Source organism: Streptomyces sp. P13-3-3, assembly GCF_050571355.1.
Lineage (GTDB): Bacteria > Actinomycetota > Actinomycetes > Streptomycetales > Streptomycetaceae > Streptomyces > Streptomyces althioticus.
The window spans coordinates 1,856,226-1,873,272 of sequence record NZ_CP192228.1; the positions used below are offsets into that span (position 1 = coordinate 1,856,226).

Annotated in this window: 21 protein-coding genes; 17 read left to right on the top strand and 4 right to left on the bottom strand. The window is 73.5% G+C overall.

The window, feature by feature from the left end:
* Positions 1-1,080, bottom strand: a complete 1,080-nt coding sequence (locus tag ACQZOG_RS08370; RefSeq protein ID WP_230227609.1) for a hypothetical protein — start codon at positions 1,078-1,080, stop codon at positions 1-3.
* A gap of 464 nt (positions 1,081-1,544) precedes the next feature.
* The gene (locus ACQZOG_RS08375; RefSeq protein WP_033273029.1) at positions 1,545-3,122 is read right to left on the bottom strand and encodes a hypothetical protein; all 1,578 of its coding nucleotides are present in this window, start codon (positions 3,120-3,122) and stop codon (positions 1,545-1,547) included.
* Between the two features lie 192 nt (positions 3,123-3,314).
* Here ACQZOG_RS08375 and hisD point away from each other — a divergent pair, with 192 nt between their 5' ends.
* Genes hisD through hisF form a run of 8 tightly spaced genes read left to right on the top strand, consistent with a single transcriptional unit; the run spans position 3,315 to position 9,023 of the window.
* Positions 3,315-4,640 carry a histidinol dehydrogenase gene (hisD, locus tag ACQZOG_RS08380; protein ID WP_037639068.1) on the top strand — a complete coding sequence of 442 codons (1,326 nt, stop codon included), beginning with the start codon at positions 3,315-3,317 and terminating at the stop codon, positions 4,638-4,640.
* Complete coding sequence (locus ACQZOG_RS08385; RefSeq protein ID WP_037639066.1) at positions 4,637-5,749, top strand: histidinol-phosphate transaminase; 1,113 nt, start codon at positions 4,637-4,639, stop codon at positions 5,747-5,749. Before hisD ends, ACQZOG_RS08385 begins: the two co-directional genes overlap by 4 nt.
* The gene (gene hisB / locus ACQZOG_RS08390; RefSeq protein ID WP_033273032.1) at positions 5,746-6,339 is read left to right on the top strand and encodes an imidazoleglycerol-phosphate dehydratase HisB; all 594 of its coding nucleotides are present in this window, start codon (positions 5,746-5,748) and stop codon (positions 6,337-6,339) included. Before ACQZOG_RS08385 ends, hisB begins: the two co-directional genes overlap by 4 nt.
* Positions 6,336-6,494, top strand: coding sequence for a hypothetical protein (locus ACQZOG_RS08395; RefSeq protein WP_033273033.1), 159 nt, complete (start codon positions 6,336-6,338; stop codon positions 6,492-6,494). The genes hisB and ACQZOG_RS08395 overlap by 4 nt, the downstream gene beginning before the upstream one ends.
* 4 nt (positions 6,495-6,498) lie before the next feature.
* Entirely contained in the window at positions 6,499-7,140 is a 642-nt protein-coding gene (gene hisH / locus ACQZOG_RS08400) for an imidazole glycerol phosphate synthase subunit HisH (protein WP_033273034.1), read from the top strand.
* A 4-nt stretch (positions 7,141-7,144) separates the two neighbouring features.
* Complete coding sequence (gene priA, locus ACQZOG_RS08405; RefSeq protein ID WP_033273035.1) at positions 7,145-7,870, top strand: bifunctional 1-(5-phosphoribosyl)-5-((5-phosphoribosylamino)methylideneamino)imidazole-4-carboxamide isomerase/phosphoribosylanthranilate isomerase PriA; 726 nt, start codon at positions 7,145-7,147, stop codon at positions 7,868-7,870.
* On the top strand, positions 7,867-8,271 hold the full coding sequence (locus ACQZOG_RS08410; protein WP_058915939.1) for a Rid family hydrolase: 405 nt from the start codon (positions 7,867-7,869) through the stop codon (positions 8,269-8,271). The genes priA and ACQZOG_RS08410 overlap by 4 nt, the downstream gene beginning before the upstream one ends.
* Positions 8,268-9,023, top strand: coding sequence for an imidazole glycerol phosphate synthase subunit HisF (hisF, locus tag ACQZOG_RS08415; protein WP_058915938.1), 756 nt, complete (start codon positions 8,268-8,270; stop codon positions 9,021-9,023). The genes ACQZOG_RS08410 and hisF overlap by 4 nt, the downstream gene beginning before the upstream one ends.
* Positions 9,024-9,026: 3 nt before the next feature.
* Here the strand turns inward: hisF and ACQZOG_RS08420 are convergent, their stop codons facing one another.
* Together ACQZOG_RS08420 and ACQZOG_RS08425 are read right to left on the bottom strand one after the other, a co-directional pair.
* Positions 9,027-9,425: a VOC family protein gene (locus ACQZOG_RS08420; RefSeq protein ID WP_397662667.1), complete on the bottom strand. Its 399-nt coding sequence runs from the start codon at positions 9,423-9,425 to the stop codon at positions 9,027-9,029.
* 28 nt (positions 9,426-9,453) lie between these two features.
* Positions 9,454-10,089, bottom strand: coding sequence for a TIGR03085 family metal-binding protein (locus tag ACQZOG_RS08425; protein WP_397662669.1), 636 nt, complete (start codon positions 10,087-10,089; stop codon positions 9,454-9,456).
* Positions 10,090-10,172: 83 nt separating this feature from the next.
* Between ACQZOG_RS08425 and hisI the strand changes: the two genes are divergently transcribed.
* The 9 genes from hisI to trpA all read left to right on the top strand — a co-directional run bounded on the left by hisI (position 10,173) and on the right by trpA (position 16,989).
* Positions 10,173-10,565: a phosphoribosyl-AMP cyclohydrolase gene (gene hisI, locus ACQZOG_RS08430; RefSeq protein ID WP_033273040.1), complete on the top strand. Its 393-nt coding sequence runs from the start codon at positions 10,173-10,175 to the stop codon at positions 10,563-10,565.
* 11 nt (positions 10,566-10,576) lie between these two features.
* Positions 10,577-12,070, top strand: coding sequence for an anthranilate synthase component I (locus tag ACQZOG_RS08435; RefSeq protein WP_193467913.1), 1,494 nt, complete (start codon positions 10,577-10,579; stop codon positions 12,068-12,070).
* 42 nt (positions 12,071-12,112) lie between these two features.
* A complete protein-coding gene (locus ACQZOG_RS08440) occupies positions 12,113-12,754 on the top strand; it encodes a TIGR02234 family membrane protein (protein ID WP_033273042.1) in 642 nt (213 codons plus the stop codon).
* Positions 12,755-12,863: 109 nt separating this feature from the next.
* A complete protein-coding gene (locus ACQZOG_RS08445; RefSeq protein WP_033273043.1) occupies positions 12,864-13,115 on the top strand; it encodes an HGxxPAAW family protein in 252 nt (83 codons plus the stop codon).
* 76 nt (positions 13,116-13,191) lie between these two features.
* The gene (locus ACQZOG_RS08450) at positions 13,192-13,626 is read left to right on the top strand and encodes a DUF2752 domain-containing protein (RefSeq protein ID WP_387785420.1); all 435 of its coding nucleotides are present in this window, start codon (positions 13,192-13,194) and stop codon (positions 13,624-13,626) included.
* A 119-nt stretch (positions 13,627-13,745) separates the two neighbouring features.
* On the top strand, positions 13,746-14,552 hold the full coding sequence (gene trpC, locus ACQZOG_RS08455) for an indole-3-glycerol phosphate synthase TrpC (RefSeq protein WP_033273045.1): 807 nt from the start codon (positions 13,746-13,748) through the stop codon (positions 14,550-14,552).
* A gap of 22 nt (positions 14,553-14,574) precedes the next feature.
* Entirely contained in the window at positions 14,575-14,766 is a 192-nt protein-coding gene (gene trpM / locus ACQZOG_RS08460; protein WP_078492791.1) for a tryptophan biosynthesis modulator TrpM, read from the top strand.
* 127 nt (positions 14,767-14,893) lie between these two features.
* Positions 14,894-16,177 carry a tryptophan synthase subunit beta gene (gene trpB / locus ACQZOG_RS08465; RefSeq protein WP_430741414.1) on the top strand — a complete coding sequence of 428 codons (1,284 nt, stop codon included), beginning with the start codon at positions 14,894-14,896 and terminating at the stop codon, positions 16,175-16,177.
* Positions 16,174-16,989 (top strand): tryptophan synthase subunit alpha, encoded by an 816-nt coding sequence (gene trpA, locus ACQZOG_RS08470; protein WP_193454739.1) that lies wholly within the window; start codon positions 16,174-16,176, stop codon positions 16,987-16,989. Before trpB ends, trpA begins: the two co-directional genes overlap by 4 nt.
* Positions 16,990-17,047 lie beyond the last annotated feature (58 nt).

Consider the following 17,047-nt stretch of genomic DNA (forward strand, 5'->3'; position numbering starts at 1 on the left):
CTAATGGTCGCGGGGCTCCGGCCGTCCGCGCCGTTCGCTCCCCGGACGCCCGGACCGGACGCCGGAGGCGTCCGTTCCGGTGGATTCGGAGCCCGACGCCACCGCCAGCAGCACGTCCTGACGGACCTCCAGGAAACGCCCGAGCGGGTCGTCGGCGTCCCGGTCCCAGGGGAACGAGGTGGCGTACGGGCCGGTCAGCCGGAACTGCTCCAGCGCGTCCCGCCGGCGTCCGAGCCGGACCAGGACGTGGGCGAGGAGGTTGCGCAGCTCGGCCGGCCACGGCTGGGCCGACGGCAGCCGCGCGGACAGGGCGGCCGCCCTGTCCGCCGCCGCGTCGAGCCGCGCCCGCTCGACCGCCGGACCGCAGCCGTCGGTGAGATAGCCGAACGCCGCACGCAGCGGCAGCGCCTGGGTGAGCGAGCCCTCCGGCGCGTCCTGCGCGGCCGTCTCGGCGAAGTCGAAGCACTCGCGGTGCGAGCCGTGCCAGGAGGACGCCAGGTAGCGCAGCGCCGCCACATGGCAACCGTGGTGGTGCGGGGCGCGGCGCACCGCCGCCTCCCACAGTTCCTCGAAGTACGTGTGGCCGGCCCGCGCGCCGCGCGCGTGGTCCAGGGCGAGACGCCAGGGCACCGGGTCGCGGTGGTCGGCGCGGGCGGCGGCGGTGATCAGCGGGCTCACCTCGCGCAGCAGCTCGGCGCGGGCCGGGGAGTCCCAGGCCCGGTCCACCGCGCGCTGGGCGTCCACCAGCAGCGCGTCCGGGTCGCGCGGGGCGCGGTCGCGCCAGGCGTCCAGCCACTCGGGCCGCGACCGCGCGAACGCGGCGAGCCGGCGCACGTAGCGGTCGCGGTGCTCCCAGGCGGCGCGGCGGCGGGTGGCGACGAGCAGTTCGGCGGCGGGAGCGGGGTCGCCGGCGGCGGCTCCGACCAGGGCGCGGCCGAGGGCGTCGTCCGGAGCGTCGAGGAGGACCTCGTCGTCGGCGGGCAGCGTGGCCTGGGCGGGGGGCGGCGGGGTGCCCGTCCGCCTGCCCCGCGCCCGGGACGTGCGGGTGAACGCGTGCAGCAGAGCCATGGTGTCGACCATTGAAAGACCGCACGTCACGGGTGCGCCAGGGTCCACGCGGAAGTTGTGGAAAGTTGTACGGGAGTTGGTCAAGGGGCGGCAAAAATCGGGGTTGCTCGGGGCGCGGTGGGTGTTGTGGGCCACCCCTGTCACACGGAACCCGTGTCCGGGCGGACGTCGCGCAGTTCCCCGCGCCCCTGGGGGTGACTTGTGTGGCGCGCGTTCACCTGTCCCGGCGGTCGCCTTCCGTCGCGCAGTTCCCCGCGCCCCTGGGGTGTTGGTCCCACGCCGCTTCCACGGGCCGTGGGGACGCTTCCGTCGCGCAGTTCCCCGCGCCCCTGGGGGTGACTTGTGTGGCGCGCGTTCACCTGTCCCGGCGGTCGCCTTCCGTCGCGCAGTTCCCCGCGCCCCTGGGGTGTTGGTCCCACGCCGCTTCCACGGGCCGTGGGGACGCTTCCGTCGCGCAGTTCCCCGCGCCCCTGGTGCTAGGTGCGGCGCAAGGTGCGGGTCGCGCCTGCTGCCACCGTGGTGGCCAGGATCCAGCCCAGGAGGATGAACGCCGCCGACAGCCACTGCCAGCCGCCGCGCATCTGCCAGAAGCCCGCCTGGCCCAGGTCGATCACCGGGAGCAGCAGGTCCAGTGCGAACAGCGCCGGGTTCCAGTCCGGGTGCTCGCCCGCCTTCAGCGGCGGGTGGTCCGCCCGGGCGAAGGCCAGCGAGCCGGCCGCCCACAGCACCGCCATCCACACCGCGGCCCGGCCCGGACGGTACCCGTAGGCGACCGTCCAGTCCTGCGCGTACCCCCACAGCTTCGCGGCGAGCGGCAGGCTCTCGCGGCGCCGCCGCTGCTTGGCCAGCAGCACCTCACGGGCGTCCTCGTCCGCCCCGCTCTCCCGCAGCACCGCCGCCAGCCGCTCGTACGGCTCCGGGGTGTACTCGGCGCTCGCCGCGTCCACCCAGCGCAGCCGCAGCGCCAGCGGGAACGGGCCGCGCGGCACCAGGTTCTCGTAGGTGAAGCCGCCCATGTGCAGCCGTCCCGGGCCCGGCCAGCTGTCCGCCCGGTCCATCAGGTTCACCACACGCGCCCCCGACAGCACCACCCGACCGCGCGCCGGCCGTTGCCCGAGGAACCGCAGTTCCGGCGTCTGCACCCGGCGCAGCGTCAGTTCCTGCTCGTCGGTGAGGGTGAACTCGGCCCCCTCGAAGTCGACCGCGTCCCCGAACCGCCCGTCGTCCAGCCGGATCCCGCCCTCGCACTCGAACTGCTGGACGCGCGTGCCCCGCGCGGGCGTCATGCCGCTGCGGGCCTGCGATCCCACCCCGGCCGGGGTCAGGTACAGCGAGCGCTCCACGGTCAGCTGCGGCGCGTTCAGCGCGAGCCGGGCGCGCGGGTTGACCAGCCGGGCGCCGCGCAGGCTCAGCGAGACGCCGATGGTCGCGCCGCGCAGGCTCAGCTCGCCGTACGACTCGAGCATCTCCGCCTGGAGGTCCTGGCCGACGCTCATGCCGTCCCCGGCGATGGAGCGGCCGCTGCGGTCGCGGTGCACGACCGCCTGGTTGAGCAGCAGGTCCGTGCCGATCCGGGCGTCGGTGAGCCGTATGCCGCCGAGGAAGCGGCAGCGCGGCAGGTGCAGATCGCCCTCGGTGTGCAGCCGGGCGGCCTCCAGCCGGGGTATGGAGCAGTCCACCAGCCGCATCGTCGTGAACCGGGCCTCCGGCAGCAGCACGTCCCGCTCGAAGCGGCAGCCGCGCATCTCCACGTACGGCACGACGGTGCCCCCGGCGAGGTCCAGCGGGCCGCTGATCCGCACCCCGACCAGCTTCAGCGACGAGACGCGGCCGGCCAGCGCGGGCGGGCCGTCCAGCAGCAGCCAGCACACCACGCGGGCCCGCACCGTCCGCTCGGGGCCCCAGGGGTGCCCTCCGTGCGGATCGTCGACCAGCGCGTCGCCGGAGCTCAGGTCGTACACGCTGCCGTTGCGGAAGGCCTGCCACATGCCCGCCTCCGCGGCGGTCAGGTCCTCCGGCGGCTCGCCGTCGCGCGGTCCCGCCCCCTCGGCCACGGAACTCCCCTCCTCCTCATTACTCACCGGTTCATCGCGTCGTACAGCCGTTCATGCCCGGTACGGTGACGTGCTGAACACGGAAAGTGAAGAAGATGTTGAAAACGAGTGCGGACCGTCACGAGAAGGGTGACGTATCAGCCACTGGAACAGGCGGACGTGCTCCGGGACGGGTCTGAGAGAATTGGGTACGTGATCTCGCGAATCGACCTGCGCGGCGACGTCCTCCCCGAGGGCCCCGCCCTGCGTGACCTGCTGCCCCGTGCCGACTTCGACGTCGCGGCCGCCCTGGAGAAGGTGCGGCCCATCTGCGAGGACGTGCATCATCGCGGCGACGCGGCGCTGATCGACTTCGCCGAGCGCTTCGACGGCGTGAAGCTCGACCAGGTCAGGGTGCCCGCCGCCGCGCTGGAGCGCGCGCTGGAGGAGCTCGACCCGGCCGTGCGCGCCGCCCTGGAGGAGTCGATCCGCCGGGCCCGCCTCGTCCACCGCGCGCAGCGCCGCACCACCCACACCACCCAGGTCGTGCCGGGAGGCACCGTCACCGAGAAGTGGGTGCCGGTCGACCGCGTCGGGCTGTACGCGCCGGGCGGCCGGGCCGTCTACCCGTCCTCCGTGATCATGAACGTGGTCCCCGCCCAGGAGGCCGGCGTCCCGTCCGTCGCCCTCGCCTCCCCGGCCCAGGCCGACTTCGGCGGGCTGCCGCACCCGACCATCCTCGCCGCGTGCGCGCTGCTCGGCGTCGACGAGGTGTACGCGGCCGGCGGCGCCACCGCCGTCGCGATGTTCGCGTACGGCACCGAGTCCTGCCCGCCGGCGAACATGGTGACCGGCCCCGGCAACATCTGGGTCGCCGCCGCCAAGCGCTACTTCACCGGGAAGATCGGCATCGACGCCGAGGCCGGGCCGACCGAGATCGCGATCCTCGCGGACTCCACGGCCGACCCGGTGCACGTCGCCGCCGACCTGATCAGCCAGGCCGAGCACGACCCGCTGGCGGCCGCCGTCCTCGTCACCGACTCCACGGACCTCGCGGACGCGGTCGAGAAGGAGCTGAAGCCGCAGGTCGAGGCCAGCAAGCACGTCGACGAGCGGATCGCGCCGGCCCTGGCCGGCCGTCAGTCCGCGATCGTGCTGGTCGACGGCGTCGAGGAGGGCCTGCGGGTCGTCGACGCCTACGGCGCCGAGCACCTGGAGATCCAGACCGCCGACGCCGCCGCGGTCGCCGAGCGGGTGCGCAACGCGGGCGCGGTCTTCGTCGGCCCCTGGTCCCCGGTCTCCCTCGGCGACTACGCGGCCGGCTCCAACCACGTGCTGCCCACCGGCGGCTGCGCCTGCCACTCCTCGGGCCTGTCCGTGCAGTCCTTCCTGCGCGGCATCCACATCGTCGACTACACGGAGGACGCGCTGGCCGAGGTCGCGCACACCGTGGTGACGCTGGCGGAGGCGGAGGACCTGCCCGCGCACGGCGCGGCGATCAAGGCCAGGTTCGGCTGGAAGGTGCCCGAGAACAAGTGAGCGACGTGAGCATCGACGACCTCCCCGTGCGGGACGAGCTGCGCGGCAAGTCCCCCTACGGCGCGCCCCAGCTGGACGTCCCCGTACGGCTGAACACCAACGAGAACCCCTACCCGCTGCCCGAGCCGCTGGTCGAGCGGATCGCCGAGCGGGTCCGCGAGGCCGCCCGGAACCTCAACCGCTACCCCGACCGGGACGCGGTCGAGCTGCGCACCAGGCTGGCCGAATACCTGACGAAGACCACCGGCCACCCGGTCGCCCTGGAGAACGTCTGGGCGGCCAACGGCTCCAACGAGGTCATCCAGCAGCTGCTGCAGACCTTCGGCGGGCCCGGCCGCACCGCGCTCGGCTTCGAGCCGTCGTACTCGATGCACGGCCTGATCGCGCGCGGCACCGGCACCGGCTGGATCTCCGGCCCGCGCAACGAGGACTTCTCCCTCGACCTGCCCGCCGCCGAGAAGGCGATCGCGGAGCACCGGCCCGACGTCGTCTTCGTCACCACCCCCAACAACCCCACCGGCAACGCGGTCCCCGCCGACACGGTGCGCGCCCTGTACGACGCCGCGCAGGCAGCCAGGCCGTCGATCGTGGTCGTCGACGAGGCGTACGTGGAGTTCAGCCACGGCGACTCGCTGCTGCCGCTGCTCGACGGACGCCCCCACCTGGTGATCTCCCGCACCATGTCCAAGGCGTTCGGCGCCGCCGGACTGCGCCTCGGCTACCTGGCCGCGCACCCCGCCGTCGTCGACGCCGTCCAGCTGGTGCGGCTGCCGTACCACCTGTCGGCGGTCACCCAGGCGACCGCGCTGGCCGCCCTCGAGCACACCGACACCCTGCTCGGCTACGTCGAGCAGCTGAAGGCGGAGCGGGACCGGCTGGTCGCCGAACTGCGCTCCCTGGACTACGAGGTGACCGACTCCGACGCCAACTTCGTCCAGTTCGGCCGCTTCCAGGACTCCCACGCCGTATGGCGGCAGATCCTCGACCGGGGCGTCCTGGTCCGGGACAACGGCGTACCGGGATGGCTGCGGGTCACCGCGGGCACCCCGGCCGAGAACGACGCGTTCCTCGACGCGGTACGTGAGATCAAGAAGGAGCACAGCGCATGACCCGCGTAGGACGCGTGGAACGCACCACCAAGGAAACCTCCGTGCTCGTCGAGATCGACCTCGACGGCACCGGGAAGACCGAGATCTCCACCGGGGTCGGCTTCTACGACCACATGCTCGACCAGCTCGGCCGGCACGGTCTGTTCGACCTCACGGTGAAGACCGAGGGCGACCTGCACATCGACTCCCACCACACCATCGAGGACACCGCCCTCGCGCTCGGCGCCGCCTTCAAGCAGGCGCTCGGCGACAAGGTGGGCATCTACCGCTTCGGCAACTGCACGGTCCCGCTGGACGAGTCCCTCGCCCAGGTCACCGTCGACCTCTCCGGCCGCCCCTACCTGGTGCACACCGAGCCCGAGAACATGGCGCCGATGATCGGCTCCTACGACGTGACGATGACCCGGCACATCCTGGAGTCCTTCGTCGCCCAGGCGCAGATCGCCCTCCACGTCCACGTGCCCTACGGGCGCAACGCCCACCACATCGTGGAGTGCCAGTTCAAGGCCCTCGCCCGGGCCCTGCGCTACGCCTCCGAGCGCGACCCGCGCGCGGCCGGCATCCTGCCCTCCACGAAGGGCGCGCTGTGAACGGACTGTCCACCGTCCTGATCGTCGTCGGCCTGTTCTTCGTCGGAGGGATCATCTCCTTCGTCAAGCAGAAGATGCCCACGAGCCTGATCACGCTGATGTCCGTCGGCGCCGCGCTGTGCATCGTCACGGGCCTGCTGCAGATGGAGGTGTGAGACCTTGAGCACCACCAGGAAGGTCGTGGTCTTCGACTACGGCTTCGGCAACGTCCGCTCCGCCGAGCGCGCCCTCGCGCGCGCCGGGGCCGACGTGGAGATCACCCGCGACTTCGACAAGGCGATGAACGCCGACGGGCTGCTGGTGCCCGGCGTCGGCGCCTTCGCCGCCTGCATGAAGGGCCTCAAGGAGGCCCGCGGCGACTGGATCGTCGACCGCCGCCTGGCCGGCGGCCGCCCCGTCATGGGCATCTGCGTCGGCATGCAGATCCTCTTCGCCCGCGGCATCGAGCACGGCGTCGAGGCGGAGGGCCTCGACGAGTGGCCCGGCTCCGTCGAGCCGCTCCAGGCCGACGTCGTCCCCCACATGGGCTGGAACACCGTGGACGCCCCCGAGGGCTCCCGGCTGTTCTCCGGCCTGGACGACGACGCCCGCTTCTACTTCGTGCACTCCTACGCCGTCCACGACTGGTCGTTCGAGGTCACCAACGCGGCGATGGAGCCCCCGCTGGTCACCTGGACCACCCACGGCAAGCCCTTCGTGGCCGCCGTGGAGAACGGCTCCCTGTGGGCCACCCAGTTCCACCCCGAGAAGTCCGGCGACGCCGGCGCCCAGCTCCTCACCAACTGGATCGGAACCCTGTAGAGACATGGCCACCCTCGAACTCCTCCCCGCCGTCGACGTCCGCGACGGCCAGGCCGTCCGCCTCGTGCACGGCGAGTCCGGCACCGAGACCTCCTACGGCTCGCCGCTGGAGGCCGCGCTCGCCTGGCAGCGCTCCGGCGCCGAGTGGCTGCACCTGGTCGACCTGGACGCCGCGTTCGGCACCGGCGACAACCGCGAACTGATCGCGGAGGTCACCAGGGCGATGGACATCAAGGTGGAGCTGTCCGGCGGCATCCGCGACGACGACACCCTCGCCGCCGCCCTCGCCACCGGCTGCACCCGCGTCAACCTCGGCACGGCCGCCCTGGAGACCCCCGAGTGGGTCGCCAAGGTCATCGCCGAGCACGGCGACAAGATCGCCGTCGGCCTCGACGTACGCGGCACCACCCTGCGCGGCCGCGGCTGGACCCGCGACGGCGGCGACCTCTACGAGACGCTGGAGCGTCTCAACGAGGAGGGCTGCGCCCGGTACGTCGTCACCGACATCGCCAAGGACGGCACCCTCCAGGGCCCCAACCTGGAGCTGCTGAAGAACGTCTGCGCCGCCACCGACCGCCCGGTCGTCGCCTCCGGCGGAGTGTCCTCGCTGGACGACCTGCGGGCGATCGCCGAGCTGGTGCCGCTCGGCGTCGAGGGCTCCATCGTCGGCAAGGCCCTGTACGCCAAGGCGTTCACCCTGGAAGAGGCCCTGGAGGCTGTGTCCCGATGACGTCGGAAGCCGTGCGGCGCGTGCAGAGCGGGAACCCCTGGGAGGAGACCCTCGGCTCGGCGCGCGCCGTCGCGGCCGGCGACCTCGTCCTGGTCGCGGGCACCACCGCGTTCCGGGGCGACGTGCTGTACGGGGAGGGCGACCCCTACGAACAGGCCAAGGTGGCCTTCACCGTCGCGCTGGAGACGATCGCGGAGTTCGGGCTCGACGCCGGGTCCGTGATCCGCACCCGTATCCATCTCGCCCACGCGCGGGACGTGGACGAGGCCTGCCGCGCGCACAAGGAGCTGTTCGACGCGGTCCGACCGGTCACCACGCTGCTGGTGGTCGAGGGCTTCGTCGACTCGCGCGTACTGGTCTCAGTGGAACTCGAAGCATTCAGAGGAGCCGTGGATTCATGACCCTGGCGGTCCGAGTCATCCCCTGCCTGGACGTGGACGGCGGCCGGGTCGTCAAGGGCGTCAACTTCCAGAACCTGCGCGACGCGGGCGACCCCGTCGAGATGGCGAAGGTGTACGACGCCGAGGGCGCCGACGAGCTGACGTTCCTGGACATCACCGCGTCCTCCGGCAACCGCGAGACCACCTACGACGTGGTCCGCCGCACCGCCGAGCAGGTGTTCATCCCGCTCACCGTGGGCGGCGGCGTGCGCACCGCCGACGACGTCGACAAGCTGCTGCGGGCCGGCGCCGACAAGGTGGGCGTGAACACGGCCGCCATCGCCCGGCCCGACCTCATCCGGGAGATCGCCGAGCGGTTCGGCCGCCAGGTGCTCGTCCTCTCCGTCGACGCCCGGCGCACCGAGGGCGGCACCTTCGAGGTCACCACGCACGGCGGCCGCCGCGGCACCGGCATCGACGCCGTCGAGTGGGCGCACCGCGCCGCCGAGCTGGGCGCCGGCGAGATCCTGCTGAACTCCATGGACGCCGACGGCACCAAGGACGGCTACGACCTGGAGATGATCGCCGCCGTGCGCAAGCACGTCACGGTCCCGGTGATCGCCTCCGGCGGCGCCGGCGAGCTCGCCGACTTCCCGCCCGCCGTCGCCGCCGGCGCGGACGCGGTCCTGGCCGCCTCGGTGTTCCACTTCGGCGACCTGCGCATCGGCGAGGTCAAGCAGACCCTCAGGGACGCCGGCCACCCGGTGCGGTGAGCCTCAGCCGAGCGGCTGCGTGAGCTGGATCAGATTGCCGACCGTGTCGTCCAGCAGCGCGGTCAGCACCGGGCCCTGCTGCTCCGGCTCCCGGACGAAGTGGACGCCCTCCCCGCGCAGCCGCTCGAACTCCGCGCGCAGGTCGTCGACCGAGAACACGATCGACGGCAGCCCCGCCTCGCGCACCGCGCGGCGGTAGGGCTCCGCGATCGGCCCGTCACCCGGCTCCAGCAGCAGCTCCAGATCCGGCTGGGCGCCCTCGCGCGCGCCCACCGTGACGAACGGCTTGCCGCCGCCCGGGTCCACATGGGTGCGGGTCTCGAAACCGAGCACCCCGGTGTAGAAGGCGTGCGCCTTGGCCACGTCCTCCACGTACACACTCGTCATGGCGACCTTGATCACGAGCCGTGCCTTTCCGGAGCCGAGCCGATCAGATGCCGAGCTGCTTGGTGGCGCGCAGCTGGGCGATCGCGTTCTCGTCGCCCTCCAGCTCCACCTTCGCGGCGTCCTGCCGGCCGTACGCGAACAGCACCAGCTCCGACGGCTCCCCGGTCACCGTCACCACCGGCGCCCCTCGGCGCGCCACCGCCGTCTGCCCGTCCGGACGGCGCAGCACCAGACCGGTCGGCACCCCGCGGCCCATCAGCCGCGCCGAGCGCTCCAGCCGCGACCACAGGGCGTCCTGGAACACCGGGTCCAGCTCGCGCGGCGTCCAGTCCGGCTGCGCCCGGCGGACGTCCTCGGCGTGGACGTAGAACTCGATCACGTTCGACATCTCGTCGACCTGCTTGAGCGAGAAGGGGGAGAACCGCGGCGGGCCGGTGCGGATCAGCCCGATCAGCTCGTCGTACGGCTTGGCCAGGAACTCCGCCGTCACCCGCTCCAGTCGCGACGCCAGCTGCTTCACCAGGATGCCGCCCGCCGCGTCCGGACGGCGCTCGCGCACCACCACGTGCGCGGCCAGGTCCCGGGTGGTCCAGCCCTCGCAGAGGGTGGGCGCCTCCGGTCCGGCGGTCTCCAGCAGGTCGGCCAGGAGGAGTCGTTCACGCTTGGCATGGGTCGACATGCCAGCCAGCCTACGGCGGGCCGTCACGTCCGGACAGTGGACGACCGCGCGGAGGGACCGGGGACGCGCGGCAGAATGGACCTATGACCAGCACCCCCCGGCCCAGCGGCCTCGACCCCGAGATCGCCGCGCGCCTCAAGCGCACCCCCGACGGCCTCCTCCCGGCGATCGCCCAGCAGTACGACACCGGAGAGGTGCTGATGCTGGGCTGGATGGACGACGAGGCGCTGCACCGCACCCTCACCACCGGCCGCTGCACCTACTGGTCGCGCAGCCGCCAGGAGTACTGGGTCAAGGGCGACACCTCGGGCCACTTCCAGTGGGTGAAGTCGGTCGCGCTGGACTGCGACGCCGACACCGTGCTGGTCAAGGTCGACCAGGTGGGCGCCGCCTGCCACACCGGCGACCGCACCTGCTTCGACGCCGACGTGCTGCTGAAGGACGCCGGCACCGGCGTGCCCGCCGACGGTCAGTAGGGTCTGCCGCCATGGACCTCGAGACGTTCCGCAAGCTCGCCACCGACCGCCGGGTCATCCCGGTCACCCGCAAGCTCCTCGCCGACGGCGACACCCCGGTCGCGCTCTACCGCAAGCTCGCCGCCGAGCGGCCCGGCACCTTCCTGCTGGAGTCGGCGGAGAACGGGCGCTCCTGGTCCCGCTACTCCTTCGTGGGCGTCCGGTCCGCCGCCACCCTCACCGAGCGCGACGGACAGGCCCACTGGGAGGGCACCCCGCCGGTCGGCGTGCCCGTCGACGGCGACCCGCTCGCCGCGCTGCGCGCCACCCTCCAGACCCTGCACACCCCGCGCGACCTCGCCGAGGACCTCGGCCTGCCGCCCTTCACCGGCGGCCTGGTCGGCTACCTCGGCTACGACATCGTGCGCCGCCTGGAGAAGATCGGCCCCGGCGAGCGGGACGACCTGAGGCTGCCCGAGCTGACCATGCTGCTCACCAGCGACCTCGCCGTCATGGACCACTGGGAGGGCTCCGTCTGGCTGATCGCCAACGCGATCAACCACAACGACCTGGAGACCGGCGTCGACGAGGCCTACGCGGACGCCGTGGCCCGCCTCGACGCCATGGAGGCCGACCTCGCCCGCCCGGTCGCCCAGCCCCCGGCCGCGCTGCCGCCGTCCGAACTGCCCGCGTACACCGCGCTGTGGGGCGGCCCCGACTTCCAGGAGGCCGTCGAGGACGTCAAGGAACGCATCCGCGCCGGCGAGGCCTTCCAGGTCGTCCCCTCCCAGCGGTTCGAGACGCCCTGCACGGCGAGCGCCCTGGACGTCTACCGGGTGCTGCGCGCCACCAACCCGTCGCCGTACATGTACCTGTTCCGGTTCGACGGCTTCGACGTGGCCGGGTCGTCCCCCGAGGCGCTGGTGAAGGTCGAGGACGGGCAGGCCATGGTCCACCCCATCGCCGGCACCCGGCACCGCGGCGCCACCCCGCAGGAGGACCAGGCGCTCGCCGACGAACTGCTCGCCGACCCCAAGGAGCGCGCCGAGCACCTGATGCTCGTCGACCTCGGCCGCAACGACCTCGGACGGGTCTGCGAACCCGGCTCCGTCGAGGTCGTCGACTTCATGTCGATCGAGCGCTACTCGCACGTCATGCACATCGTCTCGACCGTCACCGGACGGGTCGCCACCGACCGCACCGCCTTCGACGTGCTCACCGCGTGCTTCCCGGCCGGCACCCTCTCCGGCGCGCCCAAGCCCCGCGCGATGCAGATCATCGACGAGCTGGAGCCGTCCCGGCGCGGCCTGTACGGCGGCTGCGTCGGCTACCTCGACTTCGCCGGGGACTCCGACACGGCCATCGCCATCCGCACCGCCCTGCTGCGCGACGGCACCGCGTACGTGCAGGCCGGGGCGGGCGTCGTGGCCGACTCCGACCCGGTCGCCGAGGACACCGAGTGCCGCAACAAGGCGGCCGCCGTGCTGCGCGCCGTCCACACCGCGAACCGCCTGGGTGACGGCTGACACAGCCCCCCGGATGCCGCGCGGGCCGGGTGCGGGGCCATAGTGGAGTGCGTGACTGCCGTACCCAGCCCCCGTCCCGAGCCCGCCGGCCCCTCCCGGACCGGCCGTACGAGCCTCGCCGCCGCCCTGCTGAGCGGCGCCCTCGGCGCGGCCGTGACCCTGCTCGCCACCCGGCAGGAGTGGTCGGAGGGCACAGCGACGGTGGCCGGCGGCGCGTTCCCGCTGACCGCCCAGGGCAGTGACGTCACCGGCGTACCGGCCGCCCTGGCCGTCGTCGGACTCGCCGCCCTGGTCGCCGTCTTCGCCGTGCGCCGCGCCGGACGGCTCGCCGTCTCCGCCGTGCTCGCCCTCTCCGGGGCCGGCACGGTCGCCGCCGCGCTGCTCGGCGCGTCCGACTCCACCGCCCTCGACGAGAAGGCCGCGCAGGCCTCGGGCGACGCCTCCGCGACCGTCGGCGCCCTCTCCCACACCGCCTGGCCGTACGTCGCCGCCGTCGGCGGACTGCTGCTGCTCGTCGCCGGACTGCTCGCGCTGCGCTACGGACGCCTGTGGCCCGCCATGTCCGGCCGCTACGAGCGGGGCGGCGCTCCCCGCCCGCGCCGGGCGGCCGCCCCCGCCGACCCGGACCGCCCCGAGGAACTGTGGAAGGCACTCGACCGGGGCGAGGACCCCACCGGCGCCTGAGCCGCGCAACCCGCCCACGGCCGACCCCGGCGCACGGCGCCCCGGCGTGTGCGGGACAATGGGGACGAGCGTCCCGCTCACCCACGCACACGGCAACGAGGAGCAAGCAATGGCGGGCAGCAGCCACGGTCACACCCCGGCCGCCTGGACCGGTGTCATCATCGCCTTCATCGGTTTCTGCGCCGCGGGCGCGTTCATGGTGATGGCCCAGCCCGTGGGCTTCTGGGCCGGCATGGGCGTCGTCGTCCTCGGCGGCGTGGTCGGCGCCGTCATGCGCTCGATGGGCCTGGGCCAGCCGAAGAGCGACCACCCGGTGCACGCGACCACCGGCGACCGCGAGCCGGCCCGCGCCCAGGGCTGAGCCCCGCGGACCACTCCGTACGGGGGCGGCGGCCGGCCGTGAGCCGGAGCCGCCCCCGCGGTGCGTCCGGGGGACAATGCCTCCCGTGAACGCCCCGAGCCCCCACGCGGTCCCCGGCCGGGCGGCCCGGCTGGCCGTCCCCGCCGGCCTGCTCGCCGCCGTGACCGCGGCCTTCGCCTACGTCGCCGTCGTCGACCCCAACGAGCCCGGGCACTACCCGGTCTGTCCGCTGCTCGGCCTCACCGGCCTGTACTGCCCCGGCTGCGGCGGACTGCGCAGCGCCCACGCCGTCGCCCACGGCGACCTCGCCGCCGCCCTCCAGGCCAACGCCCCCGCCGTCCTCGGCTACGCCGCCTTCGCCGTGCTGTGGACCGTCTGGGTGATCCGCGCGGCGCGCGGCCGGCCGGTGCGCCTCGACCCGCCGCCCGCGGTGCTGTGGACGGCCGGCGGCCTGCTGCTGGCCTTCACGGTGCTGCGGAACACGCCGTTCGGCGGCTGGCTGCACCCGTGAACGAGTGGTGATCGTCCAGGTGCTGGACGTCGCCACAGGCGGATGCGGGGCATTCGCCCTGCTCCGGATACCATCGCAGGGACCAGCCAAGCCCGACCGTCAGGAAGGGGGCCGCTCGCGTGAGTGTGCTCGACGAGATCATCGACGGAGTCCGTGCCGACCTCGCGGAGCGGCAGGCGCGCGTCAGCCTCGACGAGCTCAAGGAGCGCGCGGCCAAGGCCCCCGCCGCCAAGGACGGCGTGGCCGCCCTGCGCGGCGACGGCGTCAAGGTGATCTGCGAGGTGAAGCGCTCCAGCCCGTCCAAGGGCGCGCTCGCCGCGATCGCCGACCCGGCCGCCCTCGCCGCCGACTACGAGGCGGGCGGCGCCGCCGTCATCTCCGTCCTCACCGAACAGCGCCGCTTCGGCGGTTCGCTGGCCGACCTCGAGGCCGTCCGCGCCAAGGTCGACATCCCGGTGCTGCGCAAGGACTTCATCGTCACCTCGTACCAGCTCTGGGAGGCCCGCGCGTACGGCGCCGACCTGGCGCTGCTGATCGTGGCCGCCCTGGAGCAGTCCGCCCTGGAGTCGCTCATCGAGCGCGCCGAGTCGATCGGCCTCACCCCGCTGGTCGAGGTGCACGACGAGGACGAGGTGGAGCGGGCGGTCGACGCGGGCGCCAAGGTCATCGGCGTCAACGCGCGCAACCTGAAGACCCTCGAGGTCGACCGCGGCACCTTCGAGCGGGTCGCCCCCGAGATCCCGGCGCACCTCGTGCGGGTCGCCGAGTCCGGCGTGCGCGGTCCGCACGACCTGATCGCCTACGCCAACGCCGGGGCGGACGCCGTCCTGGTCGGCGAGTCCCTGGTGACCGGCAAGGACCCGAAGACGGCGGTCGCCGACCTGGTCGCCGCGGGCGAGCACCCGGCCCTCCGGCACGGCCGCTGAGACCTCGCTAGGCTGACCCCCGATGACGCTCTCCCGACTCGCACGAGGCTGCCGGCCCCGCGGCTGCCGCGCCCCGGCCCGCCGGGTCCACGGCCGCAGGGTCCGCTACGTCATCGGCGACGAACCGGGCCAGGTGAACGGCAGGCGATGGCAGCGCCCCTCCAGGGGCGCGGGGAACTGCGCGACCAGCCACGACGGACCCGCAGCGGCCTGACAACCCCCCCGCCCCGACAAGGGGCGCGGGGAACTGCGCGACGAGCCACGACGGCCCGCGGCCGACGAACCACCCCGCCCCCACGGCGCTCAGTGTCGTCCACACACACTCACCGTGAGGTACACCCATGCCCAGCACCTTCTTCATCCCCGACCCGGAGGGTCAAACCCCCTCCGCCGAGGGCTACTTCGGCGCCTTCGGAGGCAAGTTCATCCCCGAGGCCCTCGTCGCCGCCGTGGACGAGGTCGCCGTCGAGTACGACAAGGCCAAGTCCGACCCCGAGTTCGCCCGCGAGCTCGACGACCTCCTGGCCCACTACACCGGCCGCCCCAGCGCCCTCACCGAGGTCCCCCGCTTCGCCGAGCACGCCGGCGGCGCCCGCGTCTTCCTCAAGCGCGAGGACCTCAACCACACCGGCTCGCACAAGATCAACAACGTGCTCGGCCAGGCCCTGCTCACCAAGCGCATGGGCAAGACCCGCGTCATCGCCGAGACCGGCGCGGGACAGCACGGCGTGGCCACCGCCACCGCCTGCGCCCTGTTCGGCCTCGAGTGCACGATCTACATGGGCGAGATCGACACGCAGCGCCAGGCCCTCAACGTGGCCCGCATGCGGATGCTCGGCGCCGAGGTCGTCGCCGTGAAGTCCGGCAGCCGCACCCTCAAGGACGCCATCAACGAGGCGTTCCGCGACTGGGTCGCCAACGTCGACCGCACCCACTACCTGTTCGGCACCGTCGCGGGCCCGCACCCCTTCCCCGCGATGGTCCGCGACTTCCACCGCGTCATCGGCGTGGAGGCCCGCCGCCAGCTGCTGGAGCAGGCCGGCCAGCTGCCCGACGCCGCGATCGCCTGCGTCGGCGGCGGCTCCAACGCCATCGGCCTGTTCCACGCCTTCATCCCCGACGCAACCGTCCGCCTGATCGGCTGCGAGCCAGCCGGGCACGGCATCGGGACCGGCGAGCACGCCGCCACCCTCACCGCCGGCGAGCCCGGCATCCTGCACGGCTCCCGCTCCTACGTCCTCCAGGACGACGAGGGCCAGATCACCGAGCCGTACTCGATCTCCGCGGGCCTCGACTACCCGGGCATCGGCCCCGAGCACGCCTTCCTCAAGGACAGCGGCCGCGGCGAGTACCGCGCCGTCACCGACGACGCCGCCATGCAGGCCCTGCGCCTGCTGTCGCGCACCGAGGGCATCATCCCGGCCATCGAGTCCGCGCACGCCCTGGCCGGCGCCCTCGAGGTCGGCCAGGAGCTGGGCAAGGACGGGCTGATCGTCGTCAACCTGTCCGGGCGCGGCGACAAGGACATGGACACCGCGGCCCGCTACTTCGGGCTGTACGACACGGACGCCGAGGTCGAGGACAACGCCTCCGGCACCGCCGAGATCGAGGGGGACGCCAAGTGAGCGGGAACGTGCGACTGCTGAGCGACACCCTCGCCGCGGCGAAGGAAGAGGGCCGGTCCGCCCTGATCGCCTACCTCCCGGCCGGGTTCCCGACCGTGGACGGCGGCATCGAGGCGGTCAAGGCGGCGATCGAGGGCGGCGCCGACGTCGTCGAGGTCGGGCTGCCGCACAGCGACCCCGTCCTGGACGGCCCGGTCATCCAGACCGCCGACGACATCGCCCTGCGCGGCGGGGTGCGCATCGCCGACGTGATGCGCACGGTGCGCGAGGCCCACGCGGCCACGGGCGCGCCGATCCTCGTCATGACGTACTGGAACCCGATCGACCGCTACGGCGTGGAGCGGTTCACCGCCGAGCTGGCGGAGGCCGGGGGCGCCGGGTGCATCCTGCCCGACCTGCCGGTCCAGGAGTCCGCGCTGTGGCGCGAGCACGCCGAGAAGCACGGGCTGGCCACGGTCTTCGTGGTCGCGCCCAGCAGCAAGGACGAGCGGCTCGCCGAGATCACCGCGGCCGGCAGCGGCTTCGTCTACGCCGCCTCCCTCATGGGCGTCACCGGCACCCGTGAGTCGGTCAGCTCCCAGGCCGAGGACCTGGTGCGGCGCACCCGCGCCACCACCGACATCCCCGTCTGCGTCGGACTCGGCGTCTCCAACCCGGCGCAGGCCGCGGAGGTCGCCCGGTTCGCCGACGGGGTGATCGTCGGCTCGGCCTTCGTGAAGCGGATGCTGGACGCGTCCGACGACGCCGCGGGCGTCGAGGCCGTCCGCGCTCTCGCCGGTGAGCTGGCCAAGGGCGTGCGCGGACAGGTGTGACCGCACCGGCCGGCCGTCCGCGGCGGGCCGCCGGGGTCCCTCGTACGGGTGGTCCTGG